General features: G+C 44.4%; 19 protein-coding genes. 16 read left to right on the top strand and 3 right to left on the bottom strand.

Translation table 11 applies throughout. The features are described 5' to 3' along the window. The first annotated feature begins 68 nt into the window (after positions 1 to 68). The 5 genes from DWW60_RS11370 to DWW60_RS11350 all read left to right on the top strand — a co-directional run bounded on the left by DWW60_RS11370 (position 69) and on the right by DWW60_RS11350 (position 4,787). Positions 69 to 620: an ANTAR domain-containing response regulator gene (locus tag DWW60_RS11370; RefSeq protein ID WP_070098466.1), complete on the top strand. Its 552-nt coding sequence runs from the start codon at positions 69 to 71 to the stop codon at positions 618 to 620. Positions 621 to 645: 25 nt separating this feature from the next. Beyond that, positions 646 to 1,446, top strand: coding sequence for a diaminopimelate epimerase (gene dapF / locus DWW60_RS11365; protein ID WP_055143828.1), 801 nt, complete (start codon positions 646 to 648; stop codon positions 1,444 to 1,446). A 10-nt stretch (positions 1,447 to 1,456) separates the two neighbouring features. Continuing rightward, positions 1,457 to 2,674 (top strand): LL-diaminopimelate aminotransferase, encoded by a 1,218-nt coding sequence (locus DWW60_RS11360; protein ID WP_117875409.1) that lies wholly within the window; start codon positions 1,457 to 1,459, stop codon positions 2,672 to 2,674. Positions 2,675 to 2,890: 216 nt separating this feature from the next. Beyond that, entirely contained in the window at positions 2,891 to 4,390 is a 1,500-nt protein-coding gene (locus tag DWW60_RS11355; RefSeq protein WP_055279808.1) for an alpha-amylase, read from the top strand. Between the two features lie 67 nt (positions 4,391 to 4,457). Then, a complete protein-coding gene (locus DWW60_RS11350) occupies positions 4,458 to 4,787 on the top strand; it encodes a YerC/YecD family TrpR-related protein (RefSeq protein ID WP_015533300.1) in 330 nt (109 codons plus the stop codon). Between the two features lie 112 nt (positions 4,788 to 4,899). Here DWW60_RS11350 and DWW60_RS11345 read toward each other — a convergent pair whose 3' ends face one another. Both DWW60_RS11345 and DWW60_RS11340 read right to left on the bottom strand, forming a co-directional pair. After that, positions 4,900 to 5,601: a DUF1836 domain-containing protein gene (locus tag DWW60_RS11345; RefSeq protein WP_055143830.1), complete on the bottom strand. Its 702-nt coding sequence runs from the start codon at positions 5,599 to 5,601 to the stop codon at positions 4,900 to 4,902. A gap of 485 nt (positions 5,602 to 6,086) precedes the next feature. Continuing rightward, entirely contained in the window at positions 6,087 to 7,373 is a 1,287-nt protein-coding gene (locus DWW60_RS11340; RefSeq protein WP_330410571.1) for an HlyC/CorC family transporter, read from the bottom strand. Between the two features lie 185 nt (positions 7,374 to 7,558). Between DWW60_RS11340 and DWW60_RS11335 the strand changes: the two genes are divergently transcribed. Both DWW60_RS11335 and DWW60_RS11330 read left to right on the top strand, forming a co-directional pair. Beyond that, positions 7,559 to 7,741: a hypothetical protein gene (locus DWW60_RS11335; protein ID WP_015533298.1), complete on the top strand. Its 183-nt coding sequence runs from the start codon at positions 7,559 to 7,561 to the stop codon at positions 7,739 to 7,741. 181 nt (positions 7,742 to 7,922) lie between these two features. Continuing rightward, the gene (locus DWW60_RS11330; protein WP_015533297.1) at positions 7,923 to 9,548 is read left to right on the top strand and encodes an ABC-F family ATP-binding cassette domain-containing protein; all 1,626 of its coding nucleotides are present in this window, start codon (positions 7,923 to 7,925) and stop codon (positions 9,546 to 9,548) included. An 82-nt stretch (positions 9,549 to 9,630) separates the two neighbouring features. On the opposite strand, the gene DWW60_RS11325 is transcribed toward DWW60_RS11330, so the two are convergent. Further along, entirely contained in the window at positions 9,631 to 10,518 is an 888-nt protein-coding gene (locus DWW60_RS11325) for a hypothetical protein (RefSeq protein ID WP_022216609.1), read from the bottom strand. Between the two features lie 558 nt (positions 10,519 to 11,076). On the opposite strand from DWW60_RS11325, the gene DWW60_RS11320 reads away from it, so the two are divergent. From DWW60_RS11320 to DWW60_RS11280, 9 genes are all read left to right on the top strand, one after another. Continuing rightward, positions 11,077 to 12,504, top strand: coding sequence for an ABC transporter substrate-binding protein (locus tag DWW60_RS11320; RefSeq protein WP_117875408.1), 1,428 nt, complete (start codon positions 11,077 to 11,079; stop codon positions 12,502 to 12,504). Between the two features lie 114 nt (positions 12,505 to 12,618). Further along, positions 12,619 to 13,560, top strand: a complete 942-nt coding sequence (locus DWW60_RS11315; RefSeq protein WP_015533296.1) for a carbohydrate ABC transporter permease — start codon at positions 12,619 to 12,621, stop codon at positions 13,558 to 13,560. Between the two features lie 10 nt (positions 13,561 to 13,570). After that, positions 13,571 to 14,431, top strand: coding sequence for a carbohydrate ABC transporter permease (locus DWW60_RS11310; RefSeq protein WP_022216607.1), 861 nt, complete (start codon positions 13,571 to 13,573; stop codon positions 14,429 to 14,431). Between the two features lie 112 nt (positions 14,432 to 14,543). Then, entirely contained in the window at positions 14,544 to 15,362 is an 819-nt protein-coding gene (locus DWW60_RS11305) for a YesL family protein (RefSeq protein ID WP_015533295.1), read from the top strand. A gap of 179 nt (positions 15,363 to 15,541) precedes the next feature. Continuing rightward, positions 15,542 to 16,114: an RNA polymerase sigma factor gene (locus tag DWW60_RS11300; protein ID WP_117548557.1), complete on the top strand. Its 573-nt coding sequence runs from the start codon at positions 15,542 to 15,544 to the stop codon at positions 16,112 to 16,114. Further along, positions 16,104 to 17,654, top strand: a complete 1,551-nt coding sequence (locus DWW60_RS11295; RefSeq protein WP_117875407.1) for a hypothetical protein — start codon at positions 16,104 to 16,106, stop codon at positions 17,652 to 17,654. Before DWW60_RS11300 ends, DWW60_RS11295 begins: the two co-directional genes overlap by 11 nt. Before the next feature lie 2 nt (positions 17,655 to 17,656). Further along, complete coding sequence (locus tag DWW60_RS11290) at positions 17,657 to 19,051, top strand: hypothetical protein (RefSeq protein WP_117875406.1); 1,395 nt, start codon at positions 17,657 to 17,659, stop codon at positions 19,049 to 19,051. 152 nt (positions 19,052 to 19,203) lie between these two features. Next, complete coding sequence (gene hprK, locus DWW60_RS11285; RefSeq protein WP_015533291.1) at positions 19,204 to 20,154, top strand: HPr(Ser) kinase/phosphatase; 951 nt, start codon at positions 19,204 to 19,206, stop codon at positions 20,152 to 20,154. 57 nt (positions 20,155 to 20,211) lie between these two features. After that, a complete protein-coding gene (locus tag DWW60_RS11280; RefSeq protein ID WP_055223838.1) occupies positions 20,212 to 21,153 on the top strand; it encodes an ROK family glucokinase in 942 nt (313 codons plus the stop codon). The last annotated feature ends 129 nt before the right edge of the window (positions 21,154 to 21,282 follow it).

Here is a 21,282-nt window from a genome sequence, read left to right as displayed (position 1 = left end):
GGAGCGAAAGGTCTGCTTACCTATATATTTGATAATAGCTATACATACACGATTGAGAGGGCTTTGATTTGGTAAATGTTATAATAGTTTTTCCGAAAATAGAGGAAGCAAAGAGTATAAAAAACCTGCTCATTCGCAATGGTATAAGTGTTACAAAGGTGTGTACAACCGGAGCCCAGGCGGCGCAGGCTGCGGATGCGTGTGACGATGGAGTCATAATATGTGGATATAAATTCCTGGATATGATGTATTCAGATCTTGAGAATTATATTCCGAAATATTTTGACATGATCGTGCTCAGCAGCAAGAAGAATTATGAGGAAGTCCGGGATAGCGGCGTGGTATGTCTGTCTATGCCGATAAAGTCCATGGACTTTGTGAATACCGTAAGTCTCACCATAGAGAATCTTCTGTGGGAAAGAAAAAAGAGAAAGTCCAGGCCAAAGGAGAGAACCGAGGAAGAGAAGAAGGTCATCAAGGCGGCAAAACTCAAGCTTATGCATGACTTTGAGTATGATGAACAGGGCGCTCACAGATATCTGCAAAAGAAGAGTATGGATAACGGTATAAATATAGTCGAGATGGCATATATGATACTGGATAATTCAGATTGTTTCTAAAACAGATCAAGAGGGAGGCTTTCTATTGCGATTCACGAAGATGGAAGGACTTGGAAATGACTACGTGTACGTGAACTGCTTCAGAGAAAAGGTGTATGATCCGGAGATCCTTGCCAGGCTTGTCAGTGACAGGCACAGGGGCATTGGGGGCGACGGACTGATACTTATAGGACCTTCGGCCAGGGCTGATTTTAATATGGATATATACAATGCGGATGGCAGCAGGGCAGAGATGTGTGGAAATGGCATAAGATGCCTTGGCAAGTATGTATACGACCATGGAATGACGGAGAAGACGGAATTTACTGTGGAGACACAGGCGGGTATAAAACGGCTCAGATGCATTCTGCAGGATGGAAGAGTGGTTGCGGTGTGTGTGGATATGGGCAGACCGGATATAGGTGCGGCTGTCGAGATGGCTGTTCTGCCTGATGAAACCGTGGATTTTGTCCGGGTATCCATGGGCAATCCCCATGCGGTTGTGTGGGTGGATGATATATATGTCTGCCAGATGGAGACTCTGGGGCCTGAGATGGAGGTGCATCCCATGTTCCCGAACAGGACAAATGTAGAATTTGTCCAGATCGTTGACGAAGATCATATGAGGATGCGAGTGTGGGAGCGCGGCTCCGGCGAGACATTTGCGTGCGGTACAGGCGCGTGTGCGGCTGTGGCGGCGGGGATAGCTGCCGGCAGGACGAGAGATTCAGTAAAGGTCTCATTGCTCGGAGGAACTTTAGATATTGATTACGACAGGCAGAATGAAACTATGTACATGACAGGACCGGCAAGGGAAGTATTTGAAGGCTGGACTGATATATATTAGGAGGAAAGATATGTTTAAGGCAAATGAAAATTATTTAAAGCTTCCGGGAAGTTATCTCTTCTCAACAGTTGGAAGAAAGCAGAGAGAGTACAGCGCAGCACACCCTGACAAGAAGGTTATAAGACTCAGTATCGGTGATGTGACTCAGCCACTTGCACCGGCTATCATAGAGCGCCTTCACAAGGCTGTAGACGAGATGGCAGTTGCGGAGACATTCAAGGGATATGCTCCTGATCTCGGCTATGAGTTCCTCAGAAACACCATAGCAAAGAACGACTATGCTGACAGAGGCGTGGACATATCTGCTGATGAGATATTTGTCAGCGACGGGGCAAAGAGTGACTCTGCAAATATCCAGGAGATATTTACAGCAGACAGTAAGATTGCAGTATGTGATCCTGTATACCCTGTATATGTTGATTCAAATGTAATGGCAGGAAGAACAGGAACATACGACAAGAACACAGAGTTGTGGAGCGATGTAATTTACATGCCATGTCTTGCGGACAATAACTTTGCGCCAGAGCTTCCAAAGGAGACACCTGACATCATATATCTGTGTTTCCCAAACAACCCTACAGGAGCAACAATCAAGAAGGATCAGCTTCAGGAGTGGGTAGATTACGCAAATAAGGTCGGAGCAGTCATCATCTACGATGCTGCATACGAGGCATATATCAGCGAGGAGGATGTTCCTCATACAATATATGAGTGCGAGGGCGCAAAGACATGTGCTATCGAGCTCAAGAGCTTTTCTAAGAACGCAGGATTCACAGGAACACGTCTTGGCTATGCTGTAGTTCCAAAGGATCTGAAGGACGCAGATGGCGTGTCAATGCACAGCCTGTGGGCAAGAAGACATGGAACAAAGTTCAATGGCGCTCCATACATTGTTCAGGCAGCAGGAGACGCAGTGTACTCAGACGAGGGCAAGGCTCAGACAAAGGCTCAGATCGCATACTACATGAACAACGCAAAGGTTATCTCACAGGGACTCAAGGATGCAGGCTACATTGTATCAGGCGGTGTAAATGCGCCATACATCTGGCTTAAGACACCGAACAACATGTCATCATGGGATTTCTTCGATTATCTGCTTGAGAATGCAAATGTAGTCGGAACCCCAGGTTCAGGCTTCGGACCAAGCGGTGAGGGGTATTTCAGACTTACTGCATTCGGAACTTATGAGAATACAGTTGAGGCTATAGAGAGAATCAAGAATATGTAATACAGCTATAAGCTGTGGTGTATACATGCATGGATCAGCGTGTGTGATCCGAGATATATACGTTACAGTACATAGTGTCTTTGGCATGCCTGCAGGCACTCCGGTAAGGGGAGTCTGCGGGCATGTTTTTTGTTATTTGTCGGTCTTTACTCATATATTCAGATTTGATATAATGACTTATAAGGGTGATTAAAAGCCAATAACGGAGGTATTGAGATGAAGGATAACGGACTTTTGGTACAGTATTTTACAGCGAATACGACCGACAGCCAGGATTTATGGAAAAAGGCAGCAGAGGACGCTGCGGTTCTGAAGAAGATGGGGGCTACGGCTGTATGGTTTCCGCCTGCTACAAAGGGAGCACAGGGCAAAGAAGATATGGGGTATGCTCCGTACGATCTGTATGATCTGGGAGAGTTTGACCAGAAGGGTTCAGTTGGAACCAGATATGGAACTAAGGATGAGTATATAGCTGCTATAAAGGCTATGAAGGATCAGGGGATAAATGTCTATGCGGACATTGCGGTCAGACAGAAGCTTGGCGCTGACAGGATAGAGAAGGTTACAGCAGCCGACTTCAACACCAAAGATATTCCACAGATGATCGGCAATAAGAAGACTGTGGGAGCACTTTCAAAGTTTACATTCCCTGGAAGAAAGTCAAAGTATTCCAAGTTCAAGTGGAACTGGAAGCATTTTGCGGGAATAGACTGGAAGCAGGAAGAATTCAAGAAGCGTGTGTGCGCTCTTGAGGGCAAGGATTATGACGAGGCGGACAAGGAATATTCCAAGTATGATTATATAATTGGAAGCGAGATTGATTTCTACAATCAGGAAGTGTACGACGAGCTCATGGCGTGGGCTCAGTGGTACGAGAAGACCACTGATGTGGACGGATTCAGATTCCAGGAGGCAGAGGCTATCCCTGCATGGTTTGTGAAGGATTTTATTGAAGCGACATCTGATGTCCCTGCAGCCGCTAAGAAGAAGGGCGCAGATGAGGCTCCGGAATATGTACATAAGGACATATTTGCTGTCGGTGATTTCTGGCACTGGAATACAGAATATCTGAATGGCTATATCAAGGCCACAGACAATGAGGCATCCATGTTCGATGTGCCATTGCACTTCAATTTCCACGATGCATCTGTGGCAGATGGAGAGTATAACATGGCAGATCTGCTTAAGGGTTCACTTATGATGAGCAATCCGGAGAAGGCTGTTACATTTGTAGATAACCACGAATCCCAGGTTGGAGGAGTTCTGGAATCATACGTTGAGGATTGGTTCAAGCCTCTGGCGTATGCGGTCATACTGCTCAGAGAGCAGGGCTATCCGTGCCTGTATATTGGCGACTACGCGGGAATACCACAGGTTAAGGTAAAGTCGAAGAAGACGATGCTGAATAAGCTGCTCAAGCTCAGAAAGAAATATGCATACGGAACTCAGCACGACTACTTTGATCACAGCGAGGTTGTTGGATGGACCAGAGAGGGCGACGAGGAGCACAAGGATTCAGGACTTGCGGTTGTCATGTCCGATGGAATGGGCGGCACCAAGAGAATGTATGTGGGCAGACAGTTTGCGGGAGCACATTTTGCAGATGTCATGGGTAATGCCAAGTATGACATCAAGATAGATGACGAGGGCTGTGGCGAGTTCTATGTCAACAGAAGAGGCCTTTCAGTCTGGATCAAAAAAGATTGCAAATTATAAGAAAGTGGTATATAGTATATATTACTTTATCACGCTAAAGTCGTGAAAGTCAAAAAGGAGCTTAGACATGGGAAAAACAGTACATACAGAGGCAGTACAGGATCTGTTTGAGGCAATACTTACATTGGAGACAGAAGAGGAGTGCTTTAATTTCTTTGAGGATGTATGCACGGTGAATGAACTGTTATCTATAGCACAGCGTTTTGCAGTGGCCAAGATGCTGAAGGAAGACAACACATATCTGGAGGTTGCGGAGAAGACCGGAGCATCCACAGCCACGATAAGCAGGGTCAACAGATCCCTGAATTATGGCAAGGACGGATATGAGCTTGTATTTTCAAGAATGAAGAGCTTCCAGCAGAATGACAAGCAGAGCAACGAGAAAACCGACAAGTAGTCAGACAAAACCCCTGAACGATTACATTTTATCGTTCAGGGGTTTTATTTGTGTTACAGGCTGGAGTCCTGTGAAATCTGGTCGCAATACTTGTTGGTTGTGCGTAAGCTGACTATTTTTTCTTGCCCTCGGCTGCGGCGTTTGCCTGTGGCTGCTTAGCCTTTGCGGCTTTGGCTGCTGCCTGCTCTCTGGCTTTCTGTGCCTGGGCTTTAGCCTTCGCCTTGGCATCTTCCTCAGATTCCTGTCTGAGCTTGTCTACCAGATGCTCCACATATTTCTTCTTGGCATATATATCAACTGAGAGAAGTGAGATCATGCTGAGATCGTGGAGATAGGAGTCCTTCTCAGGATCGTACATGGCATCAGCCTTGTTGGCTGTTCTCACGATATCCTTGATGATGTCACCGTAATGCTGGGATAGATGCTCATACAAGTGGGCGTATATATCAGAAATATCCTTTCCGTCCTTGTTGGAATCAAAATAACCATCTATAAGAGGCTCAAGCAGAGTCTGTATATCGTTGATGCTGAGCATGTTCTTCAGGTAGTATATATAAATGAGCAGTATAAGGTGCTGCTTAGAATATCTCTTCTTGTTAGGCGATGGCAGAAGATTGTTCTTCGTGTAGTTGTTGATCATGGTCTTGGTCATCACCTTGTCCTCGTCATTGCGCCTGTTCTTTCCAAGCTGATCCTCCATGAAGGTGGTCAACTGATCCATGTACAGGTCAATGGAAGGAATATCCTTAGGGTTTATATAATCAAGGCCACCGGCCATTGATATTATGTCTTTAATATTTGTCTTTTTATCCATATAGACACCTCTTATATTAGTTGGAGCACGCACAGGAACTGCTGTGCGAAAATGCTGTTCATAAATACCGTTCACAAATTGACATATTCCAACAGTTGTACGTGCTGTGTATGCAGTATGCATTGTTTGCGCAGCATGTGCTGTTTTGTGCAGTATATGTTGTTTATGCAGTGTGTAATACCGCATATAAACAGTTGATTTTGAATCAACACGACATATTATATAGTATTCAAAACTACATTACAAGGTTGTTTTACTATAAAACGTATTAATTTGTTAAAAAATCAAGAGTAAAGAGAATGCTCAGGACGCTAGCTGGCTGCAAGCTTGACGATTGTATCTTTTTGAGCCGAAAAAAGAGAAAAGCACACAAGCTTTCGCAAGCCTGTGTGCTTTTCGTAAATTCCTTCGAGAAATATCACAAAATTGTATCTTTTTCAACGAAAATGTCTGTTTTGCGCATAACCCCGCCACCCGGCGCTGGCTTACTCGCCGTCGGCGTCGCCTGGCTCCTGCGGAGCCAGCGTGATAAGCACTCTGGCGACTCGCTTTTTGTCCATCTCAAGTACCTTGTAGATGCATGAGATGTCGGTGACGGACTCGCCCTTGGCTGGAATGTGATCCAGCAGCTCGGTTATGTAACCGCCGAGGGAGTCGTAGTCCTCTGATTCTATCTTTAGATTCAGTGCATCATTCAGATCATCCAGCTTGATGGAGCCATCGACGTTGTAGTGGGTGTCGTCAACCTTGATGATGTTGTTGTGTTCCTCCGTGTCGTACTCATCCTTGATGTCTCCGATGATTTCCTCAATGAGATCCTCAATGGTAATAAGTCCTATGCAGATTCCGTACTCATCGAGCACGATGGCCATGGTATTGGAATCCGACTTCATGGAGTGCAGAAGATCATTTGTCTTCTGATATTCATATACATACAGTGGCTTTCTCATGATGTTACGAACGCTGAAATTATTGATATCATGGGTTGCCTTGTAGAAGAAGAGATCCTTAACATGAAGGATACCGATCACGTTATCTCTGGAGTCCTCATATACAGGAATTCTCGTATACGGTACTTCCATGTAGAGCTTCAGCAGATCATCATAAGCCATATCAACAGAGGCGATGGTCATATCTGCTCTTGGGATCATGACATCCCTTGCAATGGAATCTCCGAAGTCCACCACATTGGTTATCATTTCCTTCTCTTTGTCCTCGATGACGCCTTCCTCCTCACTGACGTTCACCATGCTTATGAGTTCATCCTCGGTCATCTTCTGGTTCCCGCCGTCCTTGTCGAGCCTTATGATCCAGAATATAAAATCAGCGATCTTATTCACTATGAATATCACAGGTGTGAGCACTATCATAAGGAACTGGATTATGTCAATGTATAACAGCGATATCTTCAGGTTATAACGCTGAGCCAGGGTCTTTGGCGTGATTTCTCCGAAGAGGAGAACGATCAGTGTCAGGGCTCCGGTTGCAATACCGACAGCAGAGCTTCCAAATGCCTTTGTTACGAATGTGGTCGTGAGAGAAGATGCTGATATATTGACAATGTTATTTCCTATAAGAATAGTGCTTATCAGCTTGCTTGAATTCTCTGTGACCTTGAGAACCCGTGAGGCCCGCTTGTTGCCGTTGTCTGCAAGAGACCTGAGCGAGAATTTACTCACCGTTGTGAGTGCTGTTTCAGCTGAAGAAAAGAATGCGGACAGTGCAATCAGCACCACCAGAATGATAATGTTTATTATGGAACCTGCGTCCAAGATTTCATCTCCAATCATTTAAAAAATTTTTAATTCTGATTGTACTTAATATATAGCATATTGTCAAGAATCCGTACCTTGATGTGGCAAAGAATCAGCGAAGAATGAAATGGGGAATAAAAAGCAGAAAAAGACACACAATAATAAGGCAGCAGAAAAATGCATAGCAAAAAGGAGAGAACATCATGAGAAGTTCAACAGAAACCTACAAAGAAGTTGCAGAGAGATGCAGTGCGTATGAGAAGAAGTGTTCTTGTAAGGGTCTTTCAAACGATGTGACGGGTAAGAGTTGTCTTAACTGCGATCATTTTACAGACACAGAGTACTGTGAGCTTGATCTGTATGATCCTATAGTCAAGAATCTCTAGCTGGCAGCCAGAAATTTCTGGTAAAGGATATCAGAATGGAAGAGTGGAGCGGGGCAGGAAAAGCGCCGCTCTGTACATAAAGTAAAGTTGACACATCTGACATGTATTGATATACTTAATCACTGAAAATGGAGGCGTTTGCGTGGGCAGACAGAGTAAATAGTGAAAGGTATATACGTCGATGATTAGTGCGAATAACGTAACATTGAGATTTGGTAAGAAGGCTTTATTTGAGGATGTAAATATCAAATTTACAGAGGGTAACTGTTATGGACTGATCGGTGCAAATGGTGCCGGCAAGTCAACTTTCCTGAAGATCCTGTCAGGAGAGATAGAGCCGTCAAAGGGTGATGTGACCATGAATGATGGAGAGAGACTTTCAGTCCTCCAGCAGGATCACTACAAATACGATGAGTACCAGGTGCTTGACACAGTAATCATGGGTAACAAGCGTCTGTATGAGATAATGAAGGAAAAAGATGCTATATATATGAAGGAGGACTTCTCAGACGAGGATGGAGTCAAGGCTGCAGAGCTTGAGGCTGAATTTGCTGAGATGAACGGCTGGGAGGCAGAGTCAGATGCTTCCACACTCCTGAACGGACTTGGAGTAGGCACAGAGTATCACTACAGCCTGATGAAGGATCTGGATGGTGGACTCAAGGTCAAGGTGCTTCTTGCCCAGGCCCTTTTTGGCAATCCGGATGTACTTCTTCTGGATGAGCCTACAAACCACCTTGATATGGATGCCATCGCATGGCTTGAGGAATTTCTCATCAACTTTGAGAACACGGTTATCGTTGTATCGCATGACAGATATTTTCTGAACAAGGTATGTACCCATATAGCAGATATAGATTACAGCAAAATCCAGCTTTACGCAGGTAACTATGACTTCTGGTACGAGTCAAGTCAGCTTATGATCAAGCAGATGAAGGAAGCCAACAAGAAGAAGGAAGAGAAGATCAAAGAGCTCCAGGAGTTCATTCAGAGATTCTCGGCAAATGCTTCCAAGTCCAAGCAGGCTACATCCCGTAAGCGTGCCCTTGAGAAGATCGAGCTGGATGACATCAAGCCATCAAGCAGAAAATATCCATACATTGATTTCAGACCAAAGAGAGACATCGGTAACGAGGTGCTCACCGTATCACATATCTCCAAGACGGTTGACGGAGAAAAGCTTCTGGATGATATCTCGTTCACAGTTGGTCATGACGACAAGATAGCATTTGTTGGACCAAATACAAAGTCAACGACCATGCTCTTCAAGATACTTGCAGGCGAGGAGGAACCGGACGAGGGAAGCTACAAGTGGGGAGTTACGACTTCACAGGGATATTTCCCTAAGGACAACACCAAGGAGTTCGACAACGACCTCGTGATAGTTGACTGGCTGACACAGTATTCAGACGAGAAGGATGCCACATATGTAAGAGGCTTCCTCGGAAGAATGCTCTTTGCAGGTGAGGATGGAGTTAAGAAGGTCAAGGTCCTATCTGGAGGAGAGAAGGTAAGATGTCTTCTGTCCAAGCTGATGATCATGGGTTCAAACACCCTGATTCTCGATGAGCCTACAAACCACCTCGATATGGAGTCCATCACGGCACTCAATAACGGACTTATCAAGTTCCCTGGTGTAGTACTGTTCTCCTCACAGGATCACCAGTTTGTACAGACAACTGCAAACAGAATCATAGAGATTACAAATACAGGTCTCATAGACAAGCAGACAACATACGATGAGTATCTTGCAAATGACGAGCTTGCCAGAAAGAGACAGGTCATGAACATGGATTCAGAGGACTGATATATTGATATATGATCACCTGAATACAGATCATGACAGAAAAAATGGCTGTGACACAACAATATGTCACAGCCATTTTTTCTTATTCTATACCAAGATCAAAAATGTAATTCAACAGCTTGATAATGTGGTCAACATTCTCCTCGCTGTTGCCCGGGAATGAGAGATACACATCGTTGTATCCCAGGTTCATGCGGTTGGCAAAATCCGTTCCGCTGATGTTTATTGCGTATGCGGAAGTGTGATTTGCGGAATCCTGCGCCGTTACTACACGATCCTTGAGCTCTCCCTCGAAGAGAGTTTTGAGAGTGCCATCATATGTATCAAGCGGATGTATCAGATTTATCCAACTGCAGCACTCAACTCCGGCCTTGTCGGATATCAGCACATCATATACATTGTCCTCGCACAGCAGCGGGAAGGAAGAGTATTCCGTTCCATTTGCATCGTAGTCAGCGTCAAATGTAGTCGGATCGTAATGCAGGTTCTGCATATATTTGATCTTGTCCGAGTCCTTATAATTATAGTAGCTCTTATAGTCGTCTATAACGGATGTGTCCACGCTCCATGGATCAGGACTGTTGACCACCGCATATGCAAATACCGTCGGCCGGGTATTGGAATATACCGCCAGTGAGATCCAGGCCAGTGACACTACGATCATCAGTATTCCTATGATCTTCCATTTGTTGCAGTCTATAAAATAATGAAAACGCTGTGAGCGTGTCATGTCCGCTGTCTCAGCCTTTTTTTGTGCCCGTCTGTATCTGCGGCGCTCTGATCTCGTCATGGCGTGAAGCTCAAGACTGTTTTCGGTCGCAAGGTCCGCTTTGGGCGCTGCAGATCTAGGATCTGAGAAACCGTCGGCCACCTCACGCTTGACACCCCTTGGCTGGATCAAAATGTCATCCGGGGCATCCTTCTGTGTGCTTTCCAGCACCTCTTCCTGTGTATTATCTTTTTTGCTCATTCAAAACTCCTCTGCACGAAAAGAGCCGGAGGGCGTCCGGTCTTCCGCGTCAAATATATTTAATAATAGTATACTAACATATAGAAGAGGAGAACAGAACCCCTCCAATAGTGAAAAAAGTCTAAAATTTAAAATTGCACAATAAAACAGATCGGTTTTGCATGCACTATACATAATGACTAAAAGAAAACCTTGTAAATAAGCTGTTTTCTATATATAAAGTACAGTTGCCATATTAGCCGGAAAGGCGCATGGAATGTACGAAAAATAGGCTATTTGACAAAAATGATAAAATACACGCCTTATAGATAAAGTTTAATTAGTTATTTTTTTAGCTTAAAAAAAGGCGAATGTGCAAAAAAGATAAAAAAACTCAAAAAAGGGGTTGCCAAATTAGATAATATGCCCTATAATAAGCCTATGTTGACAAGGACGTTGTCAATAAAATCACAACAGAGGTCATGAAAAAGCATGACACGGCATTCCGGATATGCTCGATAAGGTGATTTTAGAGCATAGCATTGGAATAGCACACATATTTAAAAGGAGGGTTTTTTTGTGAGAAAAATCAAAAAGGCGTTAGCACTTTCATTAGCTATGGCAATGGGATTATCACTCGTTGCATGTGGCGGAAATGATGATGCTACAACAGAGGCAACAACAGAGGCTAAGACAGAGGCAACAGAGGCAGCATCAGATGATGCTACAGAGGCAACAGAGGCAGATGCTTCAGCAACAGGAGCAATTGCAGCACCTAGCACAGATGGCTGGGATGACAGCAAGAAGATCTACGCTTACTCATGGGATGAGGATTTCTCAAAGAAGATGAACGTCGTTCTTGACAAGTTCCCAGAGTACAAGGACTATGTTGAGTTCGTAACACTTGGTGTTGGTGGAACAACAGATGAGTACAAGACAGCTATTGATACAGCTCTTACAAGTGGAGATAAGTATCCTTCACTTATCCCTGCTGATAACGATGTAGCTAAGTACTGGTCAGAGGATGACACAAAGACAGCTAACCTTACAGATCTTGGTTTCACAGATGATGTTATGGCTAACTCATATGACTTCGCTAAGCAGTATGGCACATACAACGGCGAGCTTAAGGCTGTTACATGGCAGGCTACAGCAGGTTCTGTATTCTACAGAAGAGACATTGCTAAGGAAGTTCTTGGATCAGATGATCCTGAGACAGTTCAGGCAGCTCTTGCTGATTGGGACAAGTTCTTCGAGACAGCAGACAAGTTAAAGGATGCTGGATACAAGATCGTATCTGGTCCTTCAGATGTTAAGTACGCTATCTGGGATACTCAGTCACAGCCTTGGGTAACAGATGACGGTTCATCAGAGAAGCTTACACTTGACGGTGCAGTTACAGAGTACCTTGAGACAGGTAAGAAGATCTATGATGGTGGATATTCAAACAACACAGCCCTTTGGGATTCATCATGGGCTGCTGATATGGCAAATGATTCAAAGGTATTCTGCTACTTCGGATGTCCTTGGTTCATAGGTTCAATGCAGGGTAACGGCGCTGTAGATGGTAACTGGGGAGCTGTTACAGGCCCTACATCATACCACTGGGGCGGTACATACGTAATGGTCGGTAAGGATACACCAAACCCAGAGCTTTGTGCATTCCTTCTTTACGAGTTAACATGTGATCCAGATGTTGGTGTTGATATCACAAACAAGACAGGTGACTGTGTAAACAACAAGGCAGCTAACGAGAGACTTATCAATGGTGAGCTTTCAAGCGACAATGCAGCTCAGAAATTCCTTGGCGGACAGAACCCAATCGAGGTATGGGCAGCATCAGCAGAGGGAATCAACCTCAGCAACACAACATACCAGGATGCTTCAATCAAGGCATTCATCGACGAGGCAGCTACAGCTTACAACTCAGGTACATACACATCAGTTGATGATGCTGTTAAGTACATCGAGGACAAGTGTGCTTCAGAGCTTGGTATCTCAAAGTAATCTATCCCTAAAATAAAGGATAAAACTATAAAGTAACAAAATGCACGCATCAGTAATGAAAGTTGCTGGTGCGTGTGTACTATAGACCAATATTTTAAGGGGGCGTATCACACTATGAAAAAGAACAAGACAGTTGAATATGGCAAGTATGGTTTGATGTTCCTCATTCCGTTCTTCCTTGTTTTCCTTATCTTTCAGCTGTATCCACTTATCTATACGTTCTACAACTCATTTATCTACTCAGCTAAGAATGGTAGATATGTGACAACAAGCGTAGGACTCGGTAACTTTACCAATTATGTGTTTGCAAAGACCGGAAGTGAGTTCTGGCAGGCACTTGCTATAACAGTTGTTCTGTGGTTGGTAAACTTCGTACCTCAGATCCTTCTCGCACTTGTTCTTGCTGCCTGGTTCACAGACATCAAGGTTAAGATAAAGGGTCAGGGTGTATTCAAGGTAATCATGTACATGCCTAACATCATTACAGCAGCTACAATCGCCGTTCTCTTCTACGGTATGTTCGAGGTTCAGGGACCTATCACGAGCCTGTTCAGAAGTTGGGGATGGTGTGATGAGGGTGGTATCCTGAATCATGGCTGGGCATCACTTATAATCATTGCTTTTATCCAGTTCTGGATGTGGTATGGTAATACAATGATCGTCCTTTGTGCAGGTATTCTCGGTATCAATCCATCACTTTACGAGGCAGCCAGTGTTGATGGTGCTACATCAAAGCAGCAGTTCTTTAAGATAACACTTCCACTGCTCAAGCCAATCTTACAGTACACACTTGTAACATCAGCTATCGGTGGTCTGCAGATGTACGATATTCCACAGCTCTTCAACGAAGGTAACCCGGTTGTAAGAGTAGGTGGATCAGATGTCAATTCTACAACAACAGTAGTTATGCTTATCAAGAAGTACGTAAGTGCAGGTCCTACACAGGATTATGGTAAAGCTGCAGCTTACTCAGTAATGCTTTTCGCATTCACATTGATTATAAGCTTACTGTTCTACAAGCTGACATCAGAGAAAACAGAAAAACAAGGAAAGTAGGTGAACAAAGTTGGATCAGACAGAATCAAAAGCAACGGGAACGAGGGTTTTAAGATATGTCATCTGTATCATACTTTGTTTCCTGTCAATCATACCGTTTTATATTTTGTTAATTAACTCAACACTTAAGTCCAGTGATATTCTTACAGGAATAAAGCTTGTTCCTGGATCACAGTTCATCACTAACTTCAAGGGACTTTTAGAGGGTGGTGCGAAGACGAGTGGAGTAAACGTACTTCAGGCTATGCTCAATTCGTTAATTATCACAGTACCTGCAACAGCTCTTCAGATCTACTTCGGTTCTCTGACAGCTTACGCAGTTACAGTTTACAATTTCAAGGCAAAGAATTTTGCATGGGGCTTCATATATGCTATCATGATGATTCCTCAGCAGGTATCTATCGTAGGTTTCATCAAGATATGTAACCTCACACATATTTATGGTTCATATCTTGCAATGATCATTCCAGCGATCGCAGCACCAACAACTGTTTACTTTATGAAGCAGTACATGGAGACTGGCCTCTCAGTAGAGATCGTAGAGGCTGCCAGAATTGATGGATCAGGAGAAATTCATACGTTCAACTCGATCGTACTTCCTCTTCTGAAGCCAGCTATGGCAACTCAGGCAATCTTCGGATTCGTTGCATCATGGAATAACCTGTATACACCTTCTATCATACTTGCTACAGAGAGAAAGAAGCAGACAATGCCAATGTACGTTCAGGCGTTAAAGGCAAATGATAAGTCAAGAGATTGGGGTCAGATCTATTGTGGACTTTTCACAACTGTTATTCCAATCCTCGTAATGTACTTCTTCCTTTCTAAGTATATTATTGCAGGTGTTGCACTTGGTGGTGTAAAGGAGTAATATATATTATAATCAATTAAATATAATGTAGGTATCGATGACTCTTGGGTCAATCGATACCCGCATTATATTATTTTTTTTTACGAAACAATAAGCGAAGAGGACATTTTGAATGAGCGAGATATCAAACAACAGGGAAGAGAGCAGAGAGAATGACAGGGGAAAAGAGAAAGAACCACTTCTGAGACGGGCAATGGATGCGTTTGGAACTATATTTGCACTTAATGTGTGCTTTGTAGTTGGCTGTATACCTATATTTACAGTGGGAGCATCGCTGTCAGCTCTTTATGCTATGTGTATAAGACTGCAGGAGGATGAGGAAGAGACGGTTGTCGCCGGATTTATCCATGAGTTTAAGAGAAACTTTAAACAGTCGACCATAGCGTATTTCTTTATTCTGCTTGCGATATTTGTAATGTATTTTGAATTCCTGCTTGTCAAGAGAGTGACGGGATTCATATCTACATTCTACACAGGAATTCTTGTGACAGAACTTATATTTATGGGACTTATTGTTCCGTTTTTGTTCCCGTTGATAGCTAGATACAACAATAAGCTGGGAACCACGGTGAGAAACTCACTGGCTTTGGCTATCACATATAAGGGCTCATGGTTAAAAGTATTTATCGCATGGTTTGCACCTATATTTATATGCGTGAGATACCCTATGATATTTGTTAATATATGGTATCTGTGGGTTTTATTCATATTTGGTGCGATTGCATACGGAACCAGTACGACGATGAGGAAGATATTCAGACTCAACGAGAAGAAACTGGAGGAAACCGCCCGAAAAGCCGAGGAAGAGGCGAAGAAGGCAAAGGAGGAGGCTGAAGCTGCTGCGAAACTGTTAGAAGCCGAGGCTGAAGCTGAAGAAAAGGATAAAGAGGATACAGGGAATAAAGAAGACTTGGATTCGGAACAGGCATAAAGCCTGAAGATAGTGATATTTCCCCAAAAAGAGGTTAAAGAGAAATCTTTAACCTCTTTTTTTATGAAAAAGTGTCACATTTATGATAATGTAATCGTTATATATAGTGAACGTTCAAAAAAGACAGAATATCTAGGGGTGTTCATGGCGGGGAACACATGAAAAAGGATAGGGAAATTATGCATAATGATAAGAAAGACAGCGAATTGATAGCAGAATATTATGACAAGTACGAACAGAAGTTATACAGGCTGTCGTATGCCGTATTGGGAGATATATGGCAGGCGGAGGAGGCTGTACAGGAGACATTTCTGAAGGTCATAAGATACAGGAATATGATAAAAAGGATGCCGGAGGAGAAGAGGTCGGCGTACATAACCAAGACTGCAAGAAATATCGCTGTTGATATGTACAGGAAAAATAAAAGAGATAAAGAGGCTGTGTGCAGTCTGCAGGGGGATGACGATTCCTCGGAACTTGCAGACAACATCCTGTGGAGTCATGCCGATCCGTCGGTGAAGAGCAATATGGCTGATGAGGTGGAGAACAGACAGTTGATAACAGGCATACTTGGAAGATTATCTGATGATGATGCCCTAGTGCTCCAGCTAAGGATAGTGCGGCAGCTCAGTGTAAGAGAGACGGCTGATCTGATGCGGCTGACAGAGGCTGCGGTCCGGAAGAAATATGAGCGGGCGGTAAAGAGAGCGCGAAAACTGCTGATGAAGGAGATGATGCTGGATGGAGAATAGGAATATGGAGAATGTTGATAACACGGATAATATGGACAAGCTGTCTGAACATGAATTTTCGGCAGAATACAAAGCTAAAAAGGAAAGTCTGCTCGCCGGAATGAGAGATATGGAGGAGTCCGGCAGACCGACAGGCCTCAGGAAAAGACATGGAGGAATGGAGAGATTTATCAAGGTTGCAGCGCTGCTGCTGTGTGGTGTGATCCTTATACCGGTATCGATCCATGCTGCGGTCAGTGTGTATAGATTTACGATCGAGAAGAATGGTGGTTATGCAAGTGGAACGATAGAGCTCAATGACGATGGTGTTGCCACAGCTGCAGATGACACCGAGAGCACGGAGACTCTGGACGCGATGAAAAAGAGAATGGCGGAGGAGGAAGAAAATGGAACACAGAGCATAATGAAAGGAAGCGATGGTAATTCATACATGATAAATTCTGGCAAAAGATACGTGGAGATCACTCTTGATTATCTGCCGGAAGGCGTGGTTCAGGTCGAGGAATGTAAGTATGACAGCCCGGACAGGAAAGGATATATGGGAATATCCATAGCGGCAACCCAGTGGAATGGACAGTCGAATACTGTGATAAACCGAAGCATCGAGGATGCCACAGTCAGACAGGCGGGAAGTTATGAGTACCTGTTGTTTGAGAGGGGAGGAGTTGATTGGGGATTTGATAGAGTGCTGTACGTTCCGATAAAAGAAGAGTCCGTTATTCTGACTGTGTATATCGGCTGCGATATAACGGATGAGGAACTGGACAAGATCGTGACCGGAATAAATGTCAAGGATGCTGAGGGCGATGATCCATCTAACTGGGTCGGAGTTGACTCAACATTTTATGATGACAATCCGGATAATGTTGATACGATCCAGGTGGATGACAAGTACACATTTATAGGATTGGACGAGTCGTTTGTTGTGGATGGCGTAGAGATGACGGTAAACAGTGTGAACGTATACGATGACACCCGGGGAATAGATCCTGCGGATATGCTCTATGTTGTGGGAGATCTCAAGGAGAAAGGTCTGGTGGATACGGACGGAAACTTTGTGGATGTCAGATGTCGGAGGATGAACGAAGCGACAGATAACAGCTTTACAAGCTGGGGAGATTATAATAACAGCAGCTTGCGGATGGTTGCGGTGGATATCACATATAAAGCGGACTACAGAGCATATCCGTATGACGATATAGTTATAGATCTTGAGAGGGGAGAAAAACTCTCGGGGGACAAGCTGGCGCCACCGGTTGACACGAATTATTATTGCGGAGATGGTGAGCCTCGTGCGAGTTATGAAAGACGGATGACATATGGAGTACCTGCGTATGTAGTAGATGACGGCACAGAGATTACTGAAAAGAGCGTGGATGGCTACTGCTGCCTGAAGAGGGATGGCGAAGAACATTTGCTGACGGTGTATTTCCTTGTTGACGAGAGTGAGCTTGAGGATTGTTACATGCAGGTAAGTCCGAGCAGTTCAATGGCAGGTTATTATGAGTATATGACAATATATCTTGGTGAAGGAGAGTAAATATGAGGAAAAGAAGATGGATGATATGTGCAGCTTTGGTTTGCCTTGCGATGGCGTGCGGTGGCTGCGCGGATAAGAAAAAGGAAGCAAACACGGCGGTCATAGAGGGCGATGATATCAAGGAATACAGCAGCGGAACGGACACGTCCGGGGACACCGAGAAGGATGCAGATTATGATGACAGTGTGGGTGGACTTGCCAGAACACTCAGCATTCCGACCAGCGTAAGTGTTGATATACCTGTTGAAAATTGCGGAACTTTGGAGTCTGCAAGCATCAAAGCGTCGGAGATCAAGACTCCGGATGCCGATAAGATGTATACGAAGAAGTTCACCATGGGCAGCATAGGAGCTGAAGACAGGGAGACGATACTCAAAAGCATATTTGACGAGGAGGATGGAGTTTTCGAGTATCCATATGATATGAAGGACAGTGTGACACAGGAGCAGAGAGATGAACTGTTCGCTCATAGGGGTGCCGATGTGGATTACAGCAAGGATTATTTTATTGGGAAGATAGATGGAGTTGAATACATACTGTATTTTTATGATCTGTCGTGGATATCAGATGAGGGATTTTCTATCCAGCTTGCGGTGACGGACCCTGTTCCTGAAGATATGGCGGACAAGGGTGCGACATTCACGGAGTATACCTCATGGGATCCCGCGGAACTGATAACGGCAAATGAAGGGAATCCGTCGGACGTTCAGACTGATGAATCCAATATGAGTGGCATGGATGAGGATGCCGGAATGGTAAAAGCGCTGGACTACATGGACAAATGGGGCTTTAATGATGTGGTCCCTACATCACAGTCGGAGCTTTACCGCCAATATAGTGATGAGTATGGAGAGGTTGTAGGATATGAGAAGGATGGATACTCTGTGACATTTCAGGCGTCCGTGAATGGACAGCCGCTCTATCAGCCGGATGCATTTGGCATAGACACCATCTCAAATCAGAAGAATGCGGAGGACAGTGGTTCGTTTTCTGCAGAGAAATACTACTATACGGAGCAGTCCACATACAGTATCGCATTTACAGGAGAGAAACTTACGGGATTTACATGTACTTGGCCGATGAAGTCCGCGGGGGATATTCAGGATGCAGGGACACTGATCACCTGGGATTCTGCGGTGACAAGCCTCAAGGGAGTCATGGAGAGCCACTTTGCGGATTATACCGGATATAATTCAGTGGAGTTCAACGATGTGAGACTCACATATTTCAGGATAAAGACAGGGAACGGCGAATATGAGGCTATACCTGTGTACTCGTTTGCACAGTTGGATTCGGATCATTCCGACACTTACCCGATACAGCTTGTACTGATAGATGCGAGGGATGGAAGCGAGGTCAGCATGGTTCAGGATGAGGCGAGATTCCTGAATAAATAGACCACAAATGAGTTGCATATTTGGCTGTGTAATTGTGCATGTCTGCTTGACAACAGAGAGCGTACATAAGTATAATTAATTGCGATAAAATAAGTCATATTGACTATATTAGGAAAGGAAAAACATCGGTTTCGGTGTTGCAGAGGGTTTATATGGTTTACAGTGTTACGGTTACACAGCTTATAGAGAAGATGGATCTCAAGAACCATACTCCGGAGATCGATACGGATAAGATACTTATCCAGGATCCGGGTATGAACAGACCGGCAGTACAGTTTGGTGGATTCTTCGAGCACTTTGATGCAGGAAGAATACAGATTTGTGGTAATGTTGAGCATGCCTATGTGGCAGCTATGCATACTGAGGAGGAGAACAAACGCATCATGGATGAGTTCTTCTCATACAAGCCGCCATGCCTTATATTCTGCCGAGGCCTTGAGCCATATCCATTTATCATAGAGATGGCAAAGAAGCATGGGGTTCCAGTACTCACATCCGATGCGGTCACATCTGCATTTGTACATGAGGTGGACAGATGGCTGCATGTGGAGCTGGCTCCAAGAATATCGGTGCATGCGGTTCTTGTCGATGTATACGGCGAGGGCGTACTGATCATGGGTGAGAGTGGAATCGGTAAGTCGGAGGCGGCGCTGGAGCTTCTGAAGAGAGGACACAGACTTGTTGCGGACGACGTGGTTGAGATCAAGAAGGTCAGCGATGCAACTCTTGTAGGAAGAGCTCCTGACATAACAAGGCATTTTATTGAGCTCAGAGGAATTGGAATAATAGATGTGAAATCACTGTTTGGTGTTGAGTGCGTTAAGATAGATCAGAATATCGATCTTGTCATCAACCTGGAGGAGTGGAGCAAAGATACAGAATACGACAGACTCGGACTTGAGGACAATTATATGGAGTTCTTGGGAAATAAGGTGGTAAGTCACAATATACCTATCAGACCGGGAAGAAATATTGCGATCATAGTTGAGTCGGCGGCTGTAAACCACAGACAGAAGAAGATGGGATACAATGCAGCTCAGGAGCTTTATAACAGAGTTACACAGAATATTATGAAGGGCAACGGCGGTGGTGACAAGCAGTAAATGACTGCCGGCCGTGATATTACAATAAAAAGCGGAGAATGTGGAAGGAGAAAAAACATGGCTAAGTATGTATTTGGAGTTGATGTTGGAGGAACTACAGTAAAGATGGGACTTTTTACCGTTGAGGGCGAACTGCTCGACAAGTGGGAGATCAAGACCCGCACAGAGGACGGTGGAAAGAATGTTCTTCCGGACATTGCTGATTCTATAAAGGAAGTTATTGAAAGCAAGAAGCTTGCAAAGGAAGATGTTGAGGGCGTTGGAATCGGAGTTCCGGGACCTGTCAAGGAGGATGGAACGGTTCTCAAGTGTGTAAACCTCGGATGGGGAATACTGAATGTTGAGGACGAGCTGGAGAAGTTGATCGGATATCCTGTAAAGGCTGGAAATGACGCAAATGTCGCTGCGCTCGGAGAGATGTGGCAGGGCGGTGGCAAGGGCCACAGCAATCTGGTAATGGTAACACTTGGAACAGGTGTTGGCGGCGGAATCATACTCAACGGCAAGATGCTGTTCGGCGTGAATGGTGCCGGTGGTGAGATCGGACATATATGTGTTGACGATTCAGAGACCGAGACATGTGGATGCGGAAACAAGGGATGTCTGGAGCAGTACACATCTGCAACAGGCGTGGTAAGACTTGCGGGCAGAGCTATGGCAGCTTCAGATAAGAAGTCAACTCTCCGTGAGCTCGAGGCTGTTACTGCAAAGGATGTATTTGACGCAGCAAAGGCAGGAGACGAGCTTGCACTTGAGATAGTTGATACACAGGCACGTATCCTGGGTCGTGCGCTTGCACAGATAGCATGTGTAGTTGATCCTGAGATATTTGTAATCGGTGGAGGCGTGTCAAAGGCGGGCTCCATACTTACAGATTCGGTAAAGAAGTATTTCGAGCATTATGCATTCCATGCATGCAGACAGACAAAGTTCGCACTTGCACAGCTTGGCAATGATGCAGGTATTTATGGAAGTGCATGCAGCATACTTGGAAGGTAATTGACCTGAATGTAATTTCGGTAAAATTTACCAGTAGAATTTGTGAAAATATCCAAAGGTTTTGCGAAAGATGGTAAATTTATATTAAATTTTAATATTGAATTATAAAAGTCTTTAATGTATGATGAA

Source organism: Coprococcus sp. AF16-22 (genome assembly GCF_003461545.1).
GTDB lineage: Bacteria > Bacillota > Clostridia > Lachnospirales > Lachnospiraceae > Coprococcus > Coprococcus aceti.
The sequence above is the reverse complement of the archived record's forward strand: the minus strand, read 5'-3'. Positions and strand labels throughout refer to the sequence as shown.